This is a genomic window from Cochleicola gelatinilyticus (assembly GCF_001637325.1).
Taxonomy (GTDB): Bacteria; Bacteroidota; Bacteroidia; order Flavobacteriales; family Flavobacteriaceae; genus Cochleicola; species Cochleicola gelatinilyticus.
On record NZ_LRXL01000052.1, the window covers coordinates 108,915 to 130,328 of the forward strand.

A 21,414-nucleotide genomic window follows, 5' to 3' on the forward strand; every position below is an offset into this window, starting at 1 on the left:
TCAGAGATTTGATGTACCTAAAATTTAGGAAATTCTTTATTCGAGGTTATTTAAAACCCCTTTTATTTAGCCAAGCGTATAAAATTTCATTGAATTCTTTAGGGTGCTCCATCATCGCTGCATGTCCGCATTTATCGATCCAATAAAGATCCGAGTCTGGAAGCTTTTCATGAAACTCATCGGCCACTTGTGGCGGTGTTACGTTGTCGTTTCGACCCCAAATAATGCACGTGGGTGTGTCCATTTCAGGAAGGTCTTTGCCCATGTTGTGACGAATAGCACTTTTAGCAATGGCAAGCGTGCGTAATAGTTTAGCGCGATCATTTACAGTTTCATAAACTTCGTCAACAATTTCTTTGGTGGCAACTTTGGGGTCATAGAAAACATTCTCTGCTTTTTTCTGAATATAATCCCTGTCGCCGCGCTTTGGGTAACTTTCTCCCATAGCACTTTCATACAAGCCAGAACTACCAGTAATTATTAGCGCTTTTATAAGTTCTGGATACATTTTTGTGCAAAGTAAACCAATATGTCCACCAAGAGAATTACCGAGAAGTATCACCTCGTCAAGCTCTTTGTGGTCTATAAAACTCTTCACGTATTTTGCAAAGTTTTTTACATTGGTTTTTAAGACTGGCATATCGTATATAGGAAGCATTGGAATAAGGATTTTATATCCTTTTTCTGGGAAAAAATCTGTAACTCCATCGAAATTACTGAGGCCACCCATTAGCCCGTGAAGAATAATGATGGGGGTGCCTTCTCCCAATTCTAAATACGTAAATTTTCTTTCTTTTTTAAGCTGATTCGCCATGGAGGTTAGTTCCGTTAACAGTAACAAAAGTAATCAAATATAGTTAAACTTTATCTGCAACACACAATTAAGCTAAAGTAAAAAATAGCATTGTAATCCATTGCTTGAGTCTCCATTTATAATGAGCAATAAGAAAAGATCTTACGGTCTGTAAATCAATACTTTTAGTGAAAGCTAATTATAGGAGTGGTAAAACTTATCAACAATGTGGTAAATTGTGGTAAAAAGTGGTAAAACATTGTTATATTTGGTTTTAAAATTTACCAAAACAGAGGCGTTGATGCTCAATCTAATAGGGACATACGAATGCAAAGCAGACGTCAAAGGACGGGTTATGGTGCCTGCTCCTTTGAAAAAACAACTTGCTCCTGCTATGCCTGATGGGTTTGTTATTAAGCGAGCTGTGTTTCAGCCATGTCTTGAATTATATCCAATGGAAGAGTGGAATGCTCTAATGGATAAAATGGGAAAGCTAAATCGATTCAATCGAAAGAATAACGATTTTATTCGTCGTTTTACGGCAGGTGTAAAAACAGTAGAGCTGGATACGACAGGTAGATTATTAATCCCGAAAGATCTTGCGTCTTTTGCAGGAATTAAAAAAGAATTGGTGATTTCTTCAGCGATTAATATCGTTGAGATTTGGGATAAAGATAAATATGAACAAGCCATTGACGATGCTGCTAGTGATTTTGCAGATCTGGCAGAGGAAGTGATGGGAGATGCAAGCGATGCAATTAATGGAATATCATAACCCAGTATTATTAAAAGAAACTGTTGACGGACTTAACATTCAGCCAGATGGTGTTTATGTGGATGTTACGTTTGGCGGGGGTGGGCATTCTCGGGAAATTCTTAGTCGACTTGGTAATAAGGGAAGACTTATTGCCTTCGATCAAGATAAAGATGCTATTAAAAATGCGATCGACGATCCTCGCTTTTTGTTGATTCATGAGAATTTTAGATTTATAAAGCGTTTTTTGCGATTTCATGGCTATCGTGAGGTAGATGGAATTTTAGGTGATTTTGGAGTTTCTTCACATCAATTTGATGAAGCAGATCGAGGATTTTCTACTCGGTTTCAAGCGGATTTAGATATGAGAATGAATCAAGAAAGTCCTTTCTCTGCTTATGACGTGATTAATAAATATGAAGAATCACAGCTTAAAAGTGTGTTGTCTCAATACGGTGAGCTAAGGGCTTCAGCTGGAATGGCTCGTATTATTTGTGAAGAACGTAAGCATCAAGAAATCATTACAAGTGACCAGTTAAAAGCAGCATTGGGAAGGTTTCTTCCGAAGCATAGAGAAAATAAAATTTTAGCGCAGATTTATCAAGCAATTCGTATTGAAGTAAACCAAGAGTTGGATGCGTTAAAAGAATTTTTGCAACAATCTGTGGAGGTTCTAAAACCTCAGGGAAGGTTAAGTCTTATTAGTTATCATTCTTTAGAAGATCGATTGGTGAAACGATTTATGCGGAATGGATTGTTTGAAGGAGAACCAGAAAAAGATGTCTTCGGAAGGGTAGAGGTTCCTATGAAACCTGTAGGGAAGTTTATTATTCCGTCAGAAAAAGAAATAAAGCTAAATAATAGGGCTAGAAGTGCCAAGCTAAGGGTTGCCAAAAAAATATAAATGAAAGACAGTTTTTACAATATCGTAAAAGGAACATTTTTAGTGAATGATGATTCGCTGAAAAACTGGCGTTTCATATTATTTCTCTCAGTACTTGCGCTAATTATGATCGCAAGTTCGCACACAGCAGATAAAAAAGTACATAAGATCTCGCGGTTAAGTAAAGATGTAAAGGAACTTAAAAGTGAGTATGTCGATATACGAATGAAGCTGATGCAGACAAAAATGGAAAGCGAAGTTATAGCTGCGATGGCAAAACGAGGATTGCAGCCTTCGGTGACACCACCTCAAAAAATTAAAATTGTAAAATTAAAAGAGTAAAAGTGGCGGGAGCAGAAAAGAACATATTAAACCGCTTGTATTTTGTCGCTGGATGTATGTTCATCTTTGCGATATTAATTGCGTTGAAACTTGTGGATATCCAATTTCTTGAAGGGGATAAATACCGTGAACTTGCGCAAAAAAATACCACTCGAAATTTTGTGATTCCTGCAAATCGTGGAAATGTGTATGCCGATGATGGTAGCTTGCTTGCAACCTCAGTACCTAAGTATGACATTCGGTTTGATGCGATGACGGTGTCTCCAGAAAATTTTAAAGAACATTTAGTTCCATTGTCGAAGGAACTTAGTGATATGTTTGGTCGTCCAGCGTCGTATTATCAAAATGTATTTCGTAAAGCGCGTGCTAATAAAAATCGGTATTTACTTGTCGTAAAGAATTTAGGGTATTCAGATTATATCCGAGTAAAAAGCATGCCTCTTTTTAAACTAGGTCCCTATAAAGGTGGAATTATTGTTGAGCAAAGAACCATTCGGGAGCATCCCATAGGGAAAATTGCTGAACGTATGGTGGGGAATGAAGATCGAAATAATCCTGGCTATTATGCGGTAGGTCTGGAGGGTGCTTTTAATAAAGAACTACGGGGAAAAGAAGGACATCGTTTAAAGCAGAAAATTGCTAAAGGACAATGGAAACCCGTGTATGATGATAATGAAGTAGAGCCACAAGATGGGTATGACGTGATATCCACAATCAATGTAAATATTCAAGATATTGCGCACCATGCGTTGTTAAAACAAATGGAGCATTACGAGGCCGAACACGGAAGTGTAATCGTAATGGATGTTAAAACGGGCGAGATTAAAGCGGTATCTAATCTTGGACGCGCTAAAAATGGAGGGTATTACGAAAAACTAAACTATGCAGTAGGGGAGTCTCATGAACCTGGTTCTACTTTTAAAGTAATGGCTATGATGGTTGCGTTAGAAGATAAGGTAATCGATACAGCTACAATAGTCGATACAAAACAAGGTTCGAAAGCTTTCTACGGAAGAAGAATTAACGATTCAAGACGAGGTGGTTATGGGGAGATATCTGCCGCCAAAGCACTTGAGGTTTCTTCAAATATTGGTTTGGCTTCCTTAATAGACGATAATTATAAAGACGATCCTAAAAAGTTTACCGATCGTATTAAATCTTGGAAATTAAACGATCGAATCGGAATTCCAATAAAGGGAGAGGGAAGACCTATTATTCCAGAGCCTGGAGATGAAATTTGGAGTAGAAACGCGCTACCCTCTATGGCTTATGGTTATAATCTTCAGTTAACGCCTTTACAAACTCTTACCTTTTATAATGCTATTGCGAACAATGGTACAATGGTTAAACCTCGATTTATAAAAGAGATTCGAGCTTGGAACAAACCTGTAGAGCATTTCGAAACGGAAGTGATGATCGATAAGATCGCTTCAGAAAAAACAATTAATGAGATACAAGCCATTCTTGAGAATATCGTGAAGCGTGGAACTGGAAAAAGCTTGTACTCAGATTATTTCTCTATGGCCGGAAAAACAGGAACTGCAAGAACCGAATATGGAGAAAAAGACTGGTCACAAAATCGCCGCTATATTTCTTCGTTTGCAGGATATTTTCCTGCGGTGAACCCTAAGTACTCGTGTATCGTTGTGATTCACAAACCAAGTACTAAAAAAGGATACTATGGAGCAGATGTTACTGGGCCCGTGTTTAAAAGAATTGCTCAGAAGATTTTTACAGATTCTCCTTTAATAGCAGAAGTGAGTTCGATAAATGCGCAAGATCCTTCTGTAGCAAAAGATTTCGAAACATATTATAAGAAAGTTCAAACTAGGTATCAAAAAATTCCAAATGTTACAGGTATGGCGGGAATGGATGCTGTTTCCTTATTAGAGAATTTAGGTTTAAAAGTTCGAGTAATTGGAAATGGTACTGTAAAAGAGCAGTCTATAAAAAGCGGAATACCACTTGAAAAAGGCCAACAAATAACTCTTAACTTATCGTGAGCATATTAAAAGACATATTGTATAAGGTAACCTTAGAGAAAGTGGTGGGCAATACGTCTGTCGCATTGCGAGAACTTCATTTTGATTCTAGAAAAGTGGGGTTAGATGATGTTTTTGTGGCTATTCGGGGTACTCTTAGTGATGGTCATAACTACATTAAGAAAGCTGTAAATCAAGGGGCAATCGCCGTAATTTGTGAAGAAATTCCTTCAGAAGTAGTGAATGGTATTACCTATGTACAGGTAGCAGATTCGCAACAAGCGTTGGCTATAATGGCGTCTAATTTTTACGGAAACCCTTCCGAAGCAATTAAATTGATAGGGGTAACTGGGACCAACGGAAAAACAACAATTTCTTCATTATTATACGAGCTGTTTAAAGCTGCTGGTTTTGAAACTGGATTGCTATCTACAGTAAAAATAATGGTGGGAAACAAGCAATATGAAACATCGCACACTACGCCAGACTCGTTAACTATAAATCGCTATTTACAGGAAATGGTGGAAGCAGGTGTGGAATATTGTTTTATGGAAGTGAGTTCGCATGGCATTCATCAAAAAAGAACAGAGGGACTTCATTTTACGGGGGGTATTTTTACTAATCTATCGCATGATCATTTAGATTATCATAAAGATTTTAAGGAGTATCGGGATGTAAAGAAAAAGTTTTTTGATGAACTTCCTAAAAATGCCTTCGCTTTGGTGAATGTGGATGATAAAAATGGGGAGGTAATGCTTCAAAATACCAAAGCAAAAAAAGTGACGTATGCTGTAAAATCGTATGCGGATTATAAAGTTCAGATCCTTGAGAATCAGTTTTCGGGATTGCTTCTGAAAATAAATAATCAAGAATTATGGACGCGACTTATAGGAAACTTTAATGCATATAATTTATTGGCAATCTACGCTACAGCAGATTTACTAGGTCTCGAAACGATTGAAACGCTCCAGCTAATGAGTACGCTAGAGAGTGTTGATGGACGTTTTCAATATCTTATTTCTCCTGGAAAGATTACTGCAATTGTAGATTATGCGCACACTCCAGATGCTTTGAAAAATGTGTTAGAAACTATAAATGCCATTCGTACTGGAAATGAAGAATTAATAACCGTTGTTGGGTGTGGCGGAGATCGTGATAGTGCTAAACGCCCTAAGATGGGGAAGATTGCAGCTTCTTTAAGTACGAAAGTGATTTTTACGAGCGATAATCCACGTTCCGAAAATCCAGACGCTATCATTGAAGCCATTGAAAAGGGAGTTTCGCCAGAACATTATAAAAGAACGTTGTCGATCACCGATAGAAAGCAGGCGATTAAAACGGCATGCCAAATGGCACAGGAAAACGATATAATTCTCGTGGCAGGAAAAGGTCATGAAACCTATCAAGAAGTTAACGGAAAACGTACCGATTTTGATGATTTTAAAATAGTCGCGGAAATTTTAAATGCCCTAAATAAATAAGATATGCTGTATTATTTGTTCGAATATTTAGAGAAAGAGTATCAGTTTCCTGGAGCTAGCCTATTCGAGTTTATTACGTTTCGAGCTGCGTTGGCAGTCATACTTTCTTTATTTGTCGCTACGGTGTATGGAAAAAAGATGATTAATTATCTACGGAAGCAGCAAATAGGCGAAACAGTACGTGACCTTGGTTTGCAAGGACAAAATGAAAAAGCGGGTACTCCAACTATGGGGGGAATCATCATCATAATAGCTACGCTTATTCCAGTGCTTCTTTTTGCAAAATTGGATAATATCTATGTGATTATGCTAATTGTTACAACCCTTTGGATGGGTGCAATTGGCTTTATTGACGATTACATTAAGAAATTTAAGAATAATAAAGAAGGATTAGCAGGAAGATATAAGGTAGTAGGCCAAGTGGTACTGGGTATTTTTATTGGAGCGACCATGTACATGCATCCCGATATTACCGTAAAAAGAGAAATTATTAACCCTGTAAATTCAACCGAAAAGATCACCCAAAATTCCCCGAGAGAGTTTTATCCATCCGAAAAAACGCTTTTAACAACCATCCCTTTCGTAAAGAAAAACGAATTTAATTACGAAAATTTAATTAGCTGGGCCGGAGATTCTTACAAAGATTATATCTGGCTCATATTTATCCCTATTGTGATATTTATTATTACCGCTGTGTCAAATGGTGCAAATTTAACCGATGGTATAGATGGGCTTGCTGCCGGATCTTCTGCGATTATTGCGCTTACATTGGCACTGTTTGCATGGGTCTCGGGGAATGTGGTGTTTTCAGATTATCTCAACATAATGTACATCCCGAATACGGGAGAGATGACCATTTTTATTACCGCTTTTGTGGGGGCACTTATTGGTTTTCTTTGGTACAATGCATATCCCGCACAGGTGTTTATGGGGGATACCGGAAGTTTAACCATTGGTGGAATCATCGCTGTTATTGCCATTGCAACCCGTAAAGAGTTGTTAATTCCCATTTTATGTGGAGTTTTCTTAATGGAAAATCTTTCGGTGGTAATGCAAGTGAGCTGGTTTAAGTATACCAGAAAAAAGTTTGGAGAAGGAAGACGAATTTTTAGAATGTCTCCCTTACACCATCACTATCAAGTAAAAGGATTTCACGAAAGTAAGATTGTAACACGGTTCTGGATTGTCGGAATTTTTCTAGCGATACTAACAATCGTAACCTTGAAAATTAGATAACGATGAATGCCAGATTTACGAATGTAGAATGAATGATTGATGAAGAAAGTTAAGAATGAAAGAAGAACTTAAAAAACGAATGTTTCGATTTGCAGTGGATTGCGGAAAATTGTGCGCAACATTTCCTAAATCTAGAGAATACAATGCTTATTGCAATCAATTAATTCGAAGTTCAAGCTCAGTGGGAGCAAATTATAGAGCAGCTTGCAGAGCAAAATCTGATAGAGATTTTATATATAAACTGAAAATTGTAGAAGAAGAGGCTGATGAAAGTATGTTGTGGTTAGATGTTTTGAAAGAAATGAAAGGTATTGAGAATGCTAAAATGAAACGATTGTATAAAGAAGCCAACGAACTTATATCGATTGCAGTCGCTTCGATAATTACAGTAAGAAAAAGATTGAAAAATAAATAAATCATCAATCTAAAATGAAAGAATCGAACATCGCCAATCGTAATTCAGAAATAAAACATCGGTTGGTCATTTTAGGAGCCGGTGAAAGTGGTGTGGGAACCGCTATTTTAGGAATACAAAAAAATTATGAAGTCTTTGTTTCTGACTTCGGAAAAATAAAAGAAACATACAAACAAGTTCTTATACATCATGAGATTGAATGGGAGGAAAAAGGTCATTCTGAAGAAAAAATACTTTCGGCAGATGTAGTAATGAAAAGTCCAGGAATTCCCGATACAGCTTCCATCATAGTAAAACTGAAAGCAAATAATGTAAAGGTTGTTTCTGAAATTGAATTCGCATCACAGTATACAGATGCAACAATTATTGGGATTACCGGAAGCAATGGAAAAACGACCACAGCAACCCTCACTTACGAATTACTGAAGCAAGGAGGGTTACATGTTGCTTTAGGAGGGAACATTGGGAAAAGTTTTGCGCAACAAATAGCTGAAACTAAATACGATTATTCTGTATTAGAATTAAGCAGTTTTCAGTTAGACGGAATTGAAACCTTTAAACCTCATATTGCGGTACTCACTAATTTGAGCCCCGACCATCTAGATCGTTACGAGTATGAATATTCGAAGTACATCGCTTCAAAATTCAGAATCGTAATGAATCAAACAGAAGATGATTATTTCATCTACGATGGAGATGATGTTGAAATTCAGAAATGGCTTTCAGAAAATACCATACGATCTCAAAAATTACCTTTTTCATTAGTGAATAAAGTTGAAAAAGGAGCTTATATAGAAAACGAACAGATACATATAATAACAGATAATACAACGCATACTATGCCAATCGCAACACTCGGATTACAGGGAAAACATAATACTAAAAATGCAATGGCGGCTTCTACGGTCGCAACACTTTTAAAGATTCGAAAGGCGACAATACGCGAATCTTTAGAACATTTTCAAGGGGTTGAACACCGACTTGAAAAAGTGTTGAAAATTAATAATGTGATGTATATCAACGACTCTAAGGCTACCAACGTGAATGCTACATTCTATGCTTTAGATAGTATGTCGACTCCTACTGTTTGGATTGTTGGTGGAGTGGACAAGGGAAATAATTACGCAGAATTACTGCCTTTAGTCAATGAGAAAGTAAAAGCAATTATTTGCCTGGGGATCGATAATTCGAAGATCACACAAGCTTTTGGGAATGTTGTGGACATGATGGTAGAGACTCAATCAATGGAACAAGCAATTCAAGTGGCATATCGAATTGCTGAAAAAGGCGATAGTGTGTTATTATCTCCCGCATGTGCAAGTTTCGATTTATTTGAGAGTTATGAGGATAGAGGAAGACAGTTTAAGGAAGCGGTAAGACATTTATAGAAGGATAAATAAGTTAATGGGAATATTCTATAATTGGATGTTCCAGTATTTTAAAGGTTATTAGAATTTAATTGTGCGAAATATTTTTAAATATATAAGTGGAGATAGAGCCATATGGGCGGTAGCACTGCTATTGGCAATATTCTCATTTTTGCCAGTGTACAGTGCGAGTAGTAATCTTGCTTATTTATACGGTGAAGGAAATACGCTCCCTTATTTGCTCAAGCATTTTGCGCATCTCATCTTAGGGTTTGCTATTTTATACGGTGTACATAAAATTCCATATCATTATTTCCGAGGGCTTTCTATTATTGCATTGCCTTTGGCTTTTATTTTGTTGCTTATCACTATGGCTGAAGGTACTACAATCGATGGTGCCAATGCAAGTCGATGGATTCGGCTACCCTTTGTGGGTGTTACGTTTCAAACCTCCACACTTGCAGCAGTAGTTTTAATGACATATGTAGCAAGGTATTTGTCAAGAATTAAAGACAAAGTGGTTACGTTTAAAGAAACGTTGGTGCCACTATGGTTGCCTGTATTTGCGATTCTAGCACTTATATTACCTGCAAACTTTTCTACCACAGCAATTATTTTTGCAATGGTTGTTTTATTGGTTTTTGTGGGTGGATATCCGTTACGATATCTAGGAATTATCTTAGGTGTAGGGTTGGTATGTTTAACATTGTTCATTCTTACTGCAAAAGCATTTCCAGGTATGTTTCCAAATCGAGTGGATACATGGATGAGTAGAATCGAAAATTTCACAGACAAGGAAGATACCGAGGGTGATTATCAAATTGAAAATGCAAAAATTGCTATCGCCTCAGGAGGAATTACAGGGTTAGGACCAGGTAAAAGTGTTCAGAAAAATGTATTACCACAATCCTCATCCGACTTTATTTATGCGATTATCGTGGAGGAATTTGGGATGATTGGCGGATTATTTTTAATGTTTCTTTATCTGTTATTATTGTTCAGGTTGGTGGTCGTGGCTCATAAATCGAACTCTATGTTCGGAAAATTATTAGTCATCGGCGTGGGCTTACCCATCGTATTTCAAGCATTAATTAATATGGCAGTTGCAGTAGAATTATTCCCTGTAACGGGGCAAACCCTTCCTTTAGTAAGTAGCGGGGGAACCTCCATTTGGATGACATGCCTTGCGTTGGGAATGGTATTAAGTGTAAGTGCTAAAAGAGAAATATTAAAAAAAGAAGAAGAAGAGCAAAATCCGTTGGATATATTATCACAAACAATTTAATGATCAAATACTAAAAATTAAGAAAACAATTTTGAAACCATATAAATTCATCATAAGTGGAGGCGGAACCGGAGGTCATATTTACCCGGCCATTGCGATTGCAGACGAATTAAAGTCGCGCTTTCCCGATGCTGAATTTTTATTTGTGGGAGCCAAAGACCGAATGGAAATGCAAAAAGTTCCACAGGCAGGATATACAATAGAAGGGCTTTGGATCTCAGGTTTGCAACGAAGCCTAAAAATTAAAAATCTCATGTTTCCCTTTAAGCTTATTTCAAGTCTTATGCGTTCACGTGCGATTATAAAAAAAGTACAACCCGATGCTGCAATCGGTACGGGTGGTTATGCAAGTGCGCCCTTGCTTCGAGTGGCTTCTAGTAAAGGAATTCCATGTTTAATTCAAGAGCAGAACAGTCATGCGGGAATCACCAATAAATGGCTTAGTGGAAAGGTGCAGAAGATCTGTGTGGCATACGAAGGAATGGATCAATTTTTTCCTTCTGAAAAATTACAACTTACTGGAAATCCGGTGCGTCAGGACTTGTTAGAGATAAATTCGAAACGAGCTGAAGCACAGAAGTTCTTCGGATTGAAGTCCGATAAGAAAACAATCTTAGTGCTCGGCGGAAGTCTGGGTGCAGGTAAGATAAATGAGCTAATTGCAAGGGAACTCGATTTCTTTGAAAAACAAGAGGTTCAAGTGATCTGGCAATGTGGAAGTTATTATGAGGAAACATATAAAAATAAAGGGACAGCATGCGTACAAGTACACACGTTTCTTAATAACATGGACCTTGCCTATGCTGCGGCAGATGTCATTGTTTCTAGAGCAGGAGCGTTGTCGGTTTCTGAATTATGCTTGGTAGGAAAACCGGTGATTTTTATTCCTTCACCAAATGTAGCAGAAGACCATCAAACAAAAAATGCATTGGCGCTTTCAGAAAAGGACGCAGCTATCGTGATCAAAGAAAGTGAATTGCAAACCCATTTCGAAAGTGAATTTCAAGCATTAATTGCTTCCGAAGAAAAACAAAAAGAACTTTCAAAAAGCATCAAACAACTTGCAAAACCCAACGCTACAAAAGAGATTGTAGACGAGATCGAAAAATTATTGAAGCAAAAAAAGTGAATAATATAACTAACATACAAGCTTTTTATTTTGTGGGCATCGGCGGCATTGGCATGAGTGCCCTGGCGCGGTATTTTAACGGAATGGGCAAGCAAGTTTATGGATACGATAAAACACCTAGTGACCTTACTACTGCTTTAATTTCTGAAGGTATCACGATCACGTTTAAAGATTCGGTTTCAGAAATACCAGCTATTTTTAAAGATAAATCGGAGGTGCTTATCGTGCATACACCGGCAATTCCGAAGCAGAATTCTATTTTAAATCATTTCAGAAACGAAGGCTATTTTTTACTTAAACGTGCGGGATTATTAGGGGAGGTTACCAAAAACACGCTTTGTCTGGCTGTGGCTGGAACGCATGGAAAAACGACCACCTCTGCGATTCTAGGACATCTTTTAGCGGCTTGTGATATGCCTGTAACTGCTTTTCTAGGCGGAATTGCAGAAAATTATCAGTCGAATTATATTGGTAATGGAACCGAAATTACCGTGGTGGAAGCCGACGAATTCGATCGGTCTTTTTTAACATTAAGTCCAGATATCGCCTGTGTTACGTCCATGGATGCCGACCATTTAGATATTTACGGAGAAGCTTCAGAAATTGAAGCGGCATTTACAGATTTCGTGGCATTGCTTCCGAAGAAAGAGAATTTGTTATTCCGAAAAGGACTTCCATTAGTGGGTAGATCTGTCGCTATTGAAGAGTCTGCCGATTTTGAAGCACAAAATGTTCGCATAAAAAACGGAGGCTATCTTTTCGATCTCAAAACACCTAATTTGCGTATTAAAGACCTACAATTTTATCTCCCTGGTCAACATAACCTACACAATGCGGTCACAGCTTTGGGCATGGCAATTCTAGCAGGTTCCCCAACCGATTGCCTGCCAAAAGCGTTGTCCGAATTTAAAGGAGTACAGCGGCGATTTTCATATAAAATTAAACGGGATGATCTGGTGTTAATCGATGATTATGCGCATCATCCTACCGAATTAAATGCATTGCTTCAGGCGGTGAACGAAATGTATCCTGAAGACAGGAAACTAATTGTTTTTCAGCCACATTTATACAGTCGTACAAGAGATTTTGTTGATGGTTTTGCTGAAAGTCTGTCGAAATTCGATGAAGTTGTTCTATTAGATATTTATCCCGCAAGAGAAGAAGCTATTGAAGGGGTTACTTCGGAATGGTTGCTAGAAAAGATTAATGATTTACGAACTGAAATACAATCTAAAGCCACTATAAAAAATAAGACAGAATTAACGGAAGCAGTTAGCGTTTCTAAAAGTAGAGTAAGGTTACTAGTTGGTGCTGGAGATATTGGTGCTGAAGTACAAAAAATAACAAACGCATTGCAATGAAAATTAATATCGGACTTATAAAATTAGTGTTGCTTACTATTTTGGTAGGGGTGCTTTTTAGTTTTACAAAAAACAGAAATAAGCAGCGTAAAATAACAGCAATTGACGTGGAATTTATCGATGAAAACAGTCCGTTTATCACGCTTAATAAAGTTAATAAATTGTTGATACAAAATGAAGAGAACGTTACAAACATGGCTAAAGAAACTTTAGTTTTGAGTGAAATGGAGCTACGCCTACAGGAAAACCCTATGGTGCGTGATGCTCAGGTGTTTGTCACTGTGAATGGTGTATTGGGCGCGAGGATCGAACAACGTAATCCGATTGCACGTGTCACTGGGTCACCAGATTTTTATTTAGATGCGGACGGTACAAAGATGCCACTTTCACCAGTTTATACTGCGAGAGTGCCTTTAATGACAGGAACATCGAATACATATTTTGCCGAAGTAACTCCTCTGCTTTTAGCGATTAACGAAGATGTATTTATGCAACGTAGTGTGGTAGGGTTGAATGTAGAAAAGGATGGTGAGATCACGTTAAAAGTAAGAAAACACAATTTTATAGTACGCTTTGGAAAGCCTGAAGAGATTAAAAAGAAGTTTCAGAATTTTAAGGCTTTTTATCAGAAAACAAAACAGGATAGTACGCTTTATAGCTACGAATTGATAGATCTAAGATTTGGAAATCAAGTAGTAGCCACAAAAAAATAAAGGCATGGAAAACGAAAATATAGCGGTAGGATTAGACATTGGAACCACCAAGATCGTGGCCATGATCGGAAAGAAAAACGAGTATGGTAAGATGGAGGTACTTGGAATTGGGAGGTCTAAAAGTCTTGGGGTGCATCGTGGCGTGGTGAATAACATTACACAAACTATTCAGTCAATACAACAGGCCGTTCAAGACGCAGAAACTTCTTCAGGGTTAAAGATCGAGGATGTAGTGGTAGGTATTGCAGGACAACATATAAGAAGCTTACAACACAGCGATTACATTACTCGTAATAACAGTGACGAAGTAATTGATGAAGCAGATATAGATAGACTTTGTAATCAAGTGCATAAACTAGTAATGCTTCCCGGTGAGGAGATTATTCATGTTTTGCCACAAGATTTTAAAGTAGATGGGCAAGGGGAAATTAAAGAGCCTATCGGAATGTACGGAGGACGGTTAGAGGCTAATTTTCATGTGGTAGTAGGACAAGTGTCCTCAATACGAAATATTGGCCGTTGCGTAAAAAGCTCCGGACTCGAACTTTCGGGAATTACGTTAGAACCGTTGGCGTCTGCTAATGCAGTGCTTAGTCAAGAAGAAAAAGAAGCGGGAGTAGCACTCATCGATATAGGAGGTGGAACCACAGATCTTGCCATTTTTAAAGATGGAATTATTCGGCATACTGCCGTGATCCCTTTTGGTGGAAATGTAATTACTGAAGACATAAAAGAAGGCTGCTCGATCATTGAGAAGCAGGCAGAATTGTTAAAGATAAAATTTGGTTCGGCATGGCCAGGTGAAAATAAAGACAACGAGATCGTTTCGATCCCTGGACTGCGTGGCAGAGAACCTAAAGAGATTACCCTTAAAAATCTTTCAAAGATCATTCACGCTAGAGTGGTGGAGATTATTGAGCAGGTATATCTAGAAATTAAAAACTACGGTCACGAAGAACAAAAGAAAAAATTAATTGCAGGGATTGTATTAACCGGTGGGGGAGCGCAATTACAGCATTTAAAACAATTAGTAGAATATATTACCGGAATGGATACCCGTATTGGATATCCTAACGAGCACCTAGCCGGAGACAGTGATAGTGAAACTACGAGTCCTTTGTATGCGACGGCTGTAGGACTGGTAATGAATAGTCTAGATACTAAAGAAAGAGGTACAGAACTGAAAAGATTTGGTGCATCTGAAGAGACGAAAAAAAGTACTGATAATTCAGTATTAGCCGATGAACCCGAAGAAGAAGTTAAACAGGAAGAAGTAATTGAAAAAGAACCGAAAGAAAGAAAACGGTTCTTTGATAAATGGGCAGAAAAGTTTAAAGAATTTTTAGACAATGCCGAATAAGAAGTAGAAAAAGAAAATTGTGGATTGTTAATTGCGACTATCCATTTAGAAAAAAAATAAAAGAAAAAGAACCTCACAAAAAGAATATATATTATGAGCAGCAACACAGAATTTGATAACATTTCGTTCGATCTGCCAAAGAACCAATCCAATGTGATTAAGGTTATTGGCGTAGGAGGAGGTGGTAGTAATGCCATTAACCATATGTTTAGTCAAGGCATAAAGGGAGTGGACTTTGTTATTTGCAACACCGATTCTCAAGCATTAGAAAACAGCCCAGTGCCAATTAAAATCCAATTGGGAGTTTCTCTCACAGAAGGTTTGGGAGCAGGTGCAAATCCTAAGATTGGTGAGCAATCTGCCGTGGAAAGTCTTGAGGAGATTAAAGGTATGCTAACAACCAACACTAAAATGATCTTTATCACTGCAGGGATGGGTGGAGGTACCGGTACCGGTGCTGCACCAATAATTGCACAAATGGCTAAAGACCTCGATATTTTAACGGTGGGTATTGTTACGATACCGTTTCAGTTTGAGGGAAAGATGCGAAATGAACAGGCACATATCGGGGTGGAAAATCTTCGTCAGAATTGTGACTCTTTAATTGTGATCGATAATAACAAACTTCGTGAAGTGTACGGAAATCTTGGTTTTAAAGCCGGTTTTTCGAAAGCTGATGAAGTATTAGCCACCGCTGCTCGTGGAATAGCTGAAGTTATTACCCATCATTACACTCAAAACATTGACTTGCGTGATGCGAAGACCGTTCTTGCTAATAGTGGAACTGCTATTATGGGTAGTGCTAGTGCATCGGGAGGACAACGAGCACATGAGGCAATTACTAAGTCATTAGATTCTCCTTTGCTAAACGATAATAAAATTAAAGGAGCAAAGAATGTATTGCTACTTATCGTTTCAGGAAATGAGGAGATCACCATCGATGAAATAGGAGAGATTAGTGATCACATTCAGAATGAAGCAGGACACAGTGCTAATATTATCATGGGAGTAGGTGAGGACGAATCCCTTGAAGGAGCAATTTCAATTACCGTGATTGCTACTGGATTTAATATGGAGCAACAAAACGAAATTGTAAATACCGAAGCAAAGAAAATTATTCATACGCTAGAAGAAGAGCAACGTGCAGAACAAGATCTTTCTGTGAAAGCTACTTCAGGAACTTCGGTACAGCTGCCAAAATCTAATTCTAATGAAACAGCAGCTCCAGCGAAAGCACCCGTAATTAAGCACACTTTGTTCGAAGAGGTTGAAGAAACACCTCCAGTGAAAACACCTAAGGCATCGGTAGTAACGACGCCAAAGGTACCGTTTGAAGGATATGTTGAAACGTCAGAGTTGTTGCGAAATCTAGATATTTCTTTTGAAGAAATTAATATTCATCACATTGCAGAGTTTGAACAATTAGTAATTAATGAGATCGATGTAAACGATTATCAGATTATTTCTCCAACTGCTAAAACAGAACAAAAAAGTCAAATTACTTCGGAAGTGGTTTCAGAAAAAAGAGACATTTCTGAAGAAAAAGAGGTAAAGAAAACCCATGTTCTGAAAGATGAAAATGTCGATTTTACTGAAATTTCAGAAACAGAAGATCAAATACTAATGTTCGATCTTCCGATTAATATTTCAGAAAAAAAACCTTCAGAAAACACATTAAATACGCGCGAATCAGCGTCACAAAATAAGCAGTTTGAAGAAGAACGTGAAACACTAACTTCAGATATTGAAGACATTGAAGTGAATGATCATGTCGAGGTAGTACCCGTTACTGAGCTTTCAGATCGTGGGGTAAAGCGATACAGTTTAGATGACTATCAAGAAATGGAAGATAAATTAACCAATGCAAAACCTTCCAAAGCAGCTGAAGAAGAAATCGTTTTTGAGAAGAAAACGGTAGCCCCTTCCGAAGAGATAGAAACAGCACAGGAAGATGAGACCATCGATCCTATGAATACACCGATTAATAAATTATTAAGAGAACGTACCGAGGAGCGAAAAAGGAAAATGAAGGAGTTTAATTATAAATTTAGAAATAGTGCTTCGCATATTGAGGATATTGAGAAACAACCTGCATATAAGCGAATGGGAATCGAGCTTGAGAACAAGAGAACAGATGATAGTTCTATGTCTAGAACCTCTGTAAATACAGACGATGATGATATTGAATTGCGTTCTAATAATTCTTTTCTGCACGATAATGTAGATTAATAATTGTAGCAATGCTGCGCTATGTAGCATTTCATTATAGGTAAAGATCCGATACGTGAAAATGCGTTATCGGATTTTTATTTTTTAGTGCATTCCTTTTTTAAAGTATGTAGTAATTATAGTATCTTCGCAGTCCGATTTAAAAGAAGATGAGCTTACAAAAACAAGTAATGGATGCGATGAAAGTCGCAATGAAATCGAAAGACACTCAAGCATTGCAGGCTTTAAGGGCAGTTAAATCTGCTTTATTGCTAGCGCAGACTGAAAGTGGAGCTAAAGAAGATATTAGTGAAGCGGAAGAATTAAAGATGCTTCAGAAATTAGTAAAACAGCGTAAAGACAGTGCTGCAATTTATACAGAACAGGGGAGGGCAGATCTTGCAGAACCTGAACTTGCGGAAGCTGCTGTAATAGAACAATTTTTGCCAGAACAATTAAGTGAAGAAAAACTGATCGAAATTGTAGATGAAGCAATTACTCAAACGGGTGCAACTTCTATGGCAGATATGGGAAAAGTAATGGGAATGGTGAATGGTAAAGTAGCGGGAAGAGCTGATGGAAAAACTATTTCGATGATTGTAAAAAAACGATTGAATTCATAATAATTCTCTTTTAGAGATTTAAGGCCGCGTGGCGCAACTGAATAGCGCATCAGATTTCGGCTCTGAGGGTTGGGGGTTTGAATCCCTCCGCGGTCACAAAAAAGGTTTAGCTTTGCTAGACCTTTTTTTGTTTTATGAGATATTACGTGTACGTTTTAAAGAGTAAGAAAGGTGGAAGGCTCTATAAAGGCCTTACTCAAGATTTGATAAAAAGGATCTCTCAAGATAACAATGGAGAGAACAAATCTACGAAAGGCTTTATTCCATGGGAATTATACCATTATGAAATTTTTGAAACACGAGTTGAAGCGCGTTCTCGAGAAAAGTATTTCAAGTCTGGATCTGGTCGGGAATTTTTGCGTGCTCTTTATGATAAAGGTACTTTTAATGATTAACGCATCAGACCTGCCTGCCGGCAGGCAGGTTTCGGCTCTGAGGGTTGGGGGTTTGAATCCCTCCGCGGTCTGTTCTTTTCAGAATAAAAGATTGCCCCACTAATTCTTTTGTTTTTTAGGACTTCTCCAAATACTAAGATATTGAAGTTTTTATTTGTAAAAACGAACGCGTTTTAATGGGCACACTACGAATGAGTATTTAACTAATGATTGTCTATTTTAAACAAACGATTTAATTTTTGATGCGTTGTATCCACCGGTTTTTTTGTAGCTTCTTGTGACTTAGAAGACCCGTTTCGTCTGTTTCTTGTGCTATTTGAAGTTCTTTTTGGAGAACCACGACGCGAGTTACGACTTTTAGGATTTTTTAATACCTCTTTCGGACTTTGTTTTTTTATCGTTACATCTTTAGTTGGTTCTATCATTTTTTTAGGATAAGTCCGCACTCCCGATTTGCGAAGTGCATAGGCTCTTGTAACAAGTGCATTAGGATTGTTTTTTTCTGAAATTAATTCATCCAGTATTGCAATTGCGTCATTATAATTACCTGCGCTTATTAATCCGGAAGCTAATTGAAAACGCGCAGTATAGCCATTATTTGAAAGTGATACTGCTTTTCGTAAATCTGAAATACCAAGTGGATAATTTTCTGTTAAAATGTAAAGATTGCCACGTTTCATAAACGATTCTGCCTTGGGATGCATGGCTACCTCCTGATTTGCCTGCTTTAATGTATATTCTGTGGCTTGTTGCTTTAATAAAGTTGATTGCATGTGTAAGGCACTTTCAATTTTTTCAAAATAATAATCACAGGAAAGTACCAATTCGTGCCTAAAATCTGCTAGTACAGTCTGTCTTAACTGTTGTCCTTCACGGTATTTTGCGTTGGTATCATTAGTAGTAATAGTTGCATCGATTTGCTCGGCAAACTGTGGAAGGATTTCTTTGTAACATTGCATTAAAGCAACTTCTAGCATAGCACTATAAGCCGGATTATTGGCTGATTTTTCTTCCATACAACTACAAACCTCCTGTTTAAAGGGGGTTTTGTATTCCTGTGCAACTCCCGTTTTAATTAAAAGTAAAAAGCAACCGAATAATAGGTAATTAAATTTCATAATACTGTTTTTAATTTCTTATTCCTCTTCTTCAGGTTCGGTTGCTTCGCCCAATGTGTATTTTTTTGCTGTTTTTATCGAATACGTTAAAGCATTTCTAGCCTTGTTAAGATTTAATATCGCTTTTGCTTTTACCCATAATTTTTCTCCGTTCATTTCGTCCAGAACCACCGGAAAAATTTGATACAGACTGTCTGCATTTCGTTCTAAATCTTCTATAATAATATCTTCATATTCAGGTGGAATTTCTACTCCTTTTTGAGTAAGGCTATCATATACAAATACTTTATTGTACAGGTCGAAACTGTGGTCTACAAATTGATTAACGCTTTCTATCTTCGAGTCCTTTTTCGGGGGATACATGCGTGTAGTTTGTGCTGTGATGGTGAAGATGCCTGTAAAGAAAATTAACAGAAACAGGATTAAAATTTGAATCTTATTTTTCATAATAGTGCTTTTAAAATAGATTGTAAAAAATGCGCCTAAAGCACTTCGTATTGAATGTTAGTGAATTTTCCTTCAGTAACCTCAAAGCTATCTCCGGTATCTGGATCGATTGCAGTGAAGGTGAACACACCAGACACAACTTTGTCTTCTTTATTAATTGCTGTAACAGTTACAGAAGCATTTTCAGAATCTTCTGAAGTCGCATTAACCAAAGTCTCATCCCCATTTTCATGTTGATAGGTCCCCAAAGCGTACTCAATTCCCATATCATTAGGAATTCCTGAATGTTCTTTTCCAGCTGCGAGTTGGGTAAAATCCCCATCTCCGAAAGAAATTCCAATAGCCTTTACTGAGGTTCCATCAAGATCCACTCCTGCTATGGTTAAAAAATAGGCTTGTTTTCCATTCAGTTCAATAAGTACCATTTGCGCTTCAATGGCTTCATCAAGATCAAAAGAGGTGAATTGTTGGCCTTCTACGACAGCAGTAATTTTAGCATCTGTATCATCATCTGCCACATCGTCGTTGGTTGTGCTTTGATCATCATCTGTACCACAGGATCCAAGAAACAACAATAACAGGCAGTATAATGATAGGTGTTTAATAGAGATCATAATTGTGAGATTTTAAGGTTATTATTTATTAGGTATGAATTAGTATGTGCTATAATTTTTAAGAAACATGAAACTGCTTCATGTTTCTATACATCAAAGCTACAGTGTATTGACAATCAATGGTTACGGGATGCCGTAATAGCTAACTGTTTTTTTAATAATTATGATCGAGAAGAAGAATTTGTTAAAATTATTTCTTCGGAAAATAAGAATGCAAAGGAGTGAAAGTTATCAATATTAAATTACACCAAGATCTTTAGCGTGCGCAACCAATTGGGTTATGTTTCTTGCTTTTAAAGCATCTTTTAAATTCCCTAGGTGTTTTTCTATAGAACTTAAACTGTTGGGAGATATATTGCTTTTTGCTAAATAGGTGGAAATTTCAATCTGACTTTTGCCCGAAGCCAATAAGTTTAATAACTGAATGTCGAAGTTGGTAATGGTAAGATTATTTGTTATTCTAGCGGCACCTGCTAGTTTCGAAGAGACATAGCTTTCTCCTTTAGCCACGGCATGAATTGCTTTGGTAAGTTCTTCTAAACCATTCCTGTCTTTAAGTACATAGCCGGAAACACCTAAATTCTCTTTTAAAATTTTGATTTGATTGGGACGGTCTTCTACTGAAAAAACAATAATAGGGGTGCTGTATCCCAATGCTTTTAATTTACTTATAAAATCGATGCCAGAGTGTAGTGTGCTCGGGCGGTGATCTTTATGGAAGGATAAGTCGGTTATTATTAAATGAAAAGGCACTCCTTCCTTATGCGCTTGTAGAAATTTTAATAACGCTTCGTCGCAATATTGAGAAAATAGGACTTCTTCAATATAATCAATGGCATCTAATTTTTTTAGTATTCCACTTCCTATTACATCAAGATCTTCTATTACGAGTACTTTTTTACACATAT

At 37.4% G+C, this 21,414-nt stretch carries 21 protein-coding genes and 1 tRNA gene; 17 read left to right on the forward strand and 5 right to left on the reverse strand.

The genetic code is table 11. From position 1 onward, the window contains the following. Nucleotides 1–46 precede the first annotated feature (46 nt). Nucleotides 47–814: an alpha/beta fold hydrolase gene (locus tag ULVI_RS13425; RefSeq protein WP_068593312.1), complete on the reverse strand. Its 768-nt coding sequence runs from the start codon at nucleotides 812–814 to the stop codon at nucleotides 47–49. A gap of 280 nt (nucleotides 815–1,094) precedes the next feature. Between ULVI_RS13425 and mraZ the strand changes: the two genes are divergently transcribed. From mraZ to ULVI_RS13510, 17 genes are all read left to right on the forward strand, one after another. Further along, complete coding sequence (mraZ, locus tag ULVI_RS13430) at nucleotides 1,095–1,568, forward strand: division/cell wall cluster transcriptional repressor MraZ (protein ID WP_068593484.1); 474 nt, start codon at nucleotides 1,095–1,097, stop codon at nucleotides 1,566–1,568. Then, nucleotides 1,555–2,451 (forward strand): 16S rRNA (cytosine(1402)-N(4))-methyltransferase RsmH, encoded by an 897-nt coding sequence (gene rsmH, locus ULVI_RS13435; protein ID WP_068593313.1) that lies wholly within the window; start codon nucleotides 1,555–1,557, stop codon nucleotides 2,449–2,451. The genes mraZ and rsmH overlap by 14 nt, the downstream gene beginning before the upstream one ends. After that, a complete protein-coding gene (locus ULVI_RS13440) occupies nucleotides 2,452–2,772 on the forward strand; it encodes an FtsL-like putative cell division protein (RefSeq protein ID WP_068593314.1) in 321 nt (106 codons plus the stop codon). It begins immediately after the preceding gene. 2 nt (nucleotides 2,773–2,774) lie between these two features. Beyond that, a complete protein-coding gene (locus ULVI_RS13445; protein WP_068593315.1) occupies nucleotides 2,775–4,775 on the forward strand; it encodes a penicillin-binding protein in 2,001 nt (666 codons plus the stop codon). Continuing rightward, entirely contained in the window at nucleotides 4,772–6,235 is a 1,464-nt protein-coding gene (locus ULVI_RS13450; RefSeq protein ID WP_068593316.1) for a UDP-N-acetylmuramoyl-L-alanyl-D-glutamate--2,6-diaminopimelate ligase, read from the forward strand. The genes ULVI_RS13445 and ULVI_RS13450 overlap by 4 nt, the downstream gene beginning before the upstream one ends. Before the next feature lie 3 nt (nucleotides 6,236–6,238). After that, complete coding sequence (gene mraY / locus ULVI_RS13455; RefSeq protein WP_068593317.1) at nucleotides 6,239–7,471, forward strand: phospho-N-acetylmuramoyl-pentapeptide-transferase; 1,233 nt, start codon at nucleotides 6,239–6,241, stop codon at nucleotides 7,469–7,471. 55 nt (nucleotides 7,472–7,526) lie between these two features. After that, on the forward strand, nucleotides 7,527–7,886 hold the full coding sequence (locus ULVI_RS13460; protein ID WP_068593318.1) for a four helix bundle protein: 360 nt from the start codon (nucleotides 7,527–7,529) through the stop codon (nucleotides 7,884–7,886). A 14-nt stretch (nucleotides 7,887–7,900) separates the two neighbouring features. After that, the gene (gene murD, locus ULVI_RS13465) at nucleotides 7,901–9,274 is read left to right on the forward strand and encodes a UDP-N-acetylmuramoyl-L-alanine--D-glutamate ligase (protein ID WP_068593319.1); all 1,374 of its coding nucleotides are present in this window, start codon (nucleotides 7,901–7,903) and stop codon (nucleotides 9,272–9,274) included. Nucleotides 9,275–9,347: 73 nt separating this feature from the next. Beyond that, on the forward strand, nucleotides 9,348–10,538 hold the full coding sequence (locus tag ULVI_RS13470) for an FtsW/RodA/SpoVE family cell cycle protein (RefSeq protein ID WP_068593320.1): 1,191 nt from the start codon (nucleotides 9,348–9,350) through the stop codon (nucleotides 10,536–10,538). 31 nt (nucleotides 10,539–10,569) lie between these two features. After that, on the forward strand, nucleotides 10,570–11,667 hold the full coding sequence (gene murG, locus ULVI_RS13475; protein ID WP_068593321.1) for an undecaprenyldiphospho-muramoylpentapeptide beta-N-acetylglucosaminyltransferase: 1,098 nt from the start codon (nucleotides 10,570–10,572) through the stop codon (nucleotides 11,665–11,667). Beyond that, the gene (gene murC / locus ULVI_RS13480) at nucleotides 11,664–13,028 is read left to right on the forward strand and encodes a UDP-N-acetylmuramate--L-alanine ligase (protein WP_082830878.1); all 1,365 of its coding nucleotides are present in this window, start codon (nucleotides 11,664–11,666) and stop codon (nucleotides 13,026–13,028) included. Before murG ends, murC begins: the two co-directional genes overlap by 4 nt. Next, nucleotides 13,025–13,741: a cell division protein FtsQ/DivIB gene (locus ULVI_RS13485; protein ID WP_068593322.1), complete on the forward strand. Its 717-nt coding sequence runs from the start codon at nucleotides 13,025–13,027 to the stop codon at nucleotides 13,739–13,741. Before murC ends, ULVI_RS13485 begins: the two co-directional genes overlap by 4 nt. Nucleotides 13,742–13,745: 4 nt before the next feature. Further along, nucleotides 13,746–15,101 carry a cell division protein FtsA gene (ftsA, locus tag ULVI_RS13490; protein ID WP_068593323.1) on the forward strand — a complete coding sequence of 452 codons (1,356 nt, stop codon included), beginning with the start codon at nucleotides 13,746–13,748 and terminating at the stop codon, nucleotides 15,099–15,101. A 93-nt stretch (nucleotides 15,102–15,194) separates the two neighbouring features. Continuing rightward, nucleotides 15,195–17,330, forward strand: coding sequence for a cell division protein FtsZ (gene ftsZ / locus ULVI_RS13495; RefSeq protein WP_068593324.1), 2,136 nt, complete (start codon nucleotides 15,195–15,197; stop codon nucleotides 17,328–17,330). Between the two features lie 149 nt (nucleotides 17,331–17,479). Then, nucleotides 17,480–17,932: a GatB/YqeY domain-containing protein gene (locus tag ULVI_RS13500; RefSeq protein ID WP_068593325.1), complete on the forward strand. Its 453-nt coding sequence runs from the start codon at nucleotides 17,480–17,482 to the stop codon at nucleotides 17,930–17,932. A gap of 22 nt (nucleotides 17,933–17,954) precedes the next feature. After that, nucleotides 17,955–18,028: transfer RNA gene (locus ULVI_RS13505), tRNA-Arg, on the forward strand. Nucleotides 18,029–18,066: 38 nt separating this feature from the next. Then, nucleotides 18,067–18,327, forward strand: coding sequence for a GIY-YIG nuclease family protein (locus ULVI_RS13510; RefSeq protein WP_068593326.1), 261 nt, complete (start codon nucleotides 18,067–18,069; stop codon nucleotides 18,325–18,327). A gap of 203 nt (nucleotides 18,328–18,530) precedes the next feature. On the opposite strand, the gene ULVI_RS13515 is transcribed toward ULVI_RS13510, so the two are convergent. The 4 genes from ULVI_RS13515 to ULVI_RS13530 form a co-directional block, all read right to left on the reverse strand. Next, a complete protein-coding gene (locus ULVI_RS13515) occupies nucleotides 18,531–19,445 on the reverse strand; it encodes a tetratricopeptide repeat protein (RefSeq protein WP_068593327.1) in 915 nt (304 codons plus the stop codon). Nucleotides 19,446–19,463: 18 nt separating this feature from the next. After that, a complete protein-coding gene (locus tag ULVI_RS13520; RefSeq protein ID WP_068593328.1) occupies nucleotides 19,464–19,892 on the reverse strand; it encodes a hypothetical protein in 429 nt (142 codons plus the stop codon). Nucleotides 19,893–19,927: 35 nt separating this feature from the next. Then, complete coding sequence (locus ULVI_RS13525; protein WP_157632631.1) at nucleotides 19,928–20,506, reverse strand: DUF6252 family protein; 579 nt, start codon at nucleotides 20,504–20,506, stop codon at nucleotides 19,928–19,930. A gap of 237 nt (nucleotides 20,507–20,743) precedes the next feature. Continuing rightward, nucleotides 20,744–21,412 carry a response regulator transcription factor gene (locus ULVI_RS13530; protein WP_068593330.1) on the reverse strand — a complete coding sequence of 223 codons (669 nt, stop codon included), beginning with the start codon at nucleotides 21,410–21,412 and terminating at the stop codon, nucleotides 20,744–20,746. Nucleotides 21,413–21,414 lie beyond the last annotated feature (2 nt).

Excerpts from the sequence above, each read along its gene's own strand:
- ULVI_RS13425 (WP_068593312.1), bottom strand. The coding sequence starts at position 814 with ATGGCGAATCAGCTTAAAAAAGAAAGAAAATTTACGTATTTAGAATTG.
- mraZ (WP_068593484.1), top strand. The coding sequence starts at position 1,095 with ATGCTCAATCTAATAGGGACATACGAATGCAAAGCAGACGTCAAAGGA.
- rsmH (WP_068593313.1), top strand. The coding sequence starts at position 1,555 with ATGGAATATCATAACCCAGTATTATTAAAAGAAACTGTTGACGGACTT.
- ULVI_RS13440 (WP_068593314.1), top strand. The coding sequence starts at position 2,452 with ATGAAAGACAGTTTTTACAATATCGTAAAAGGAACATTTTTAGTGAAT.
- mraY (WP_068593317.1), top strand. The coding sequence starts at position 6,239 with ATGCTGTATTATTTGTTCGAATATTTAGAGAAAGAGTATCAGTTTCCT.
- ULVI_RS13460 (WP_068593318.1), top strand. The coding sequence starts at position 7,527 with ATGAAAGAAGAACTTAAAAAACGAATGTTTCGATTTGCAGTGGATTGC.
- murD (WP_068593319.1), top strand. The coding sequence starts at position 7,901 with ATGAAAGAATCGAACATCGCCAATCGTAATTCAGAAATAAAACATCGG.
- ULVI_RS13485 (WP_068593322.1), top strand. The coding sequence starts at position 13,025 with ATGAAAATTAATATCGGACTTATAAAATTAGTGTTGCTTACTATTTTG.
- ftsA (WP_068593323.1), top strand. The coding sequence starts at position 13,746 with ATGGAAAACGAAAATATAGCGGTAGGATTAGACATTGGAACCACCAAG.
- ftsZ (WP_068593324.1), top strand. The coding sequence starts at position 15,195 with ATGAGCAGCAACACAGAATTTGATAACATTTCGTTCGATCTGCCAAAG.
- ULVI_RS13500 (WP_068593325.1), top strand. The coding sequence starts at position 17,480 with ATGAGCTTACAAAAACAAGTAATGGATGCGATGAAAGTCGCAATGAAA.
- ULVI_RS13510 (WP_068593326.1), top strand. The coding sequence starts at position 18,067 with ATGAGATATTACGTGTACGTTTTAAAGAGTAAGAAAGGTGGAAGGCTC.
- ULVI_RS13515 (WP_068593327.1), bottom strand. The coding sequence starts at position 19,445 with ATGAAATTTAATTACCTATTATTCGGTTGCTTTTTACTTTTAATTAAA.
- ULVI_RS13520 (WP_068593328.1), bottom strand. The coding sequence starts at position 19,892 with ATGAAAAATAAGATTCAAATTTTAATCCTGTTTCTGTTAATTTTCTTT.
- ULVI_RS13525 (WP_157632631.1), bottom strand. The coding sequence starts at position 20,506 with ATGATCTCTATTAAACACCTATCATTATACTGCCTGTTATTGTTGTTT.
- ULVI_RS13530 (WP_068593330.1), bottom strand. The coding sequence starts at position 21,412 with ATGTGTAAAAAAGTACTCGTAATAGAAGATCTTGATGTAATAGGAAGT.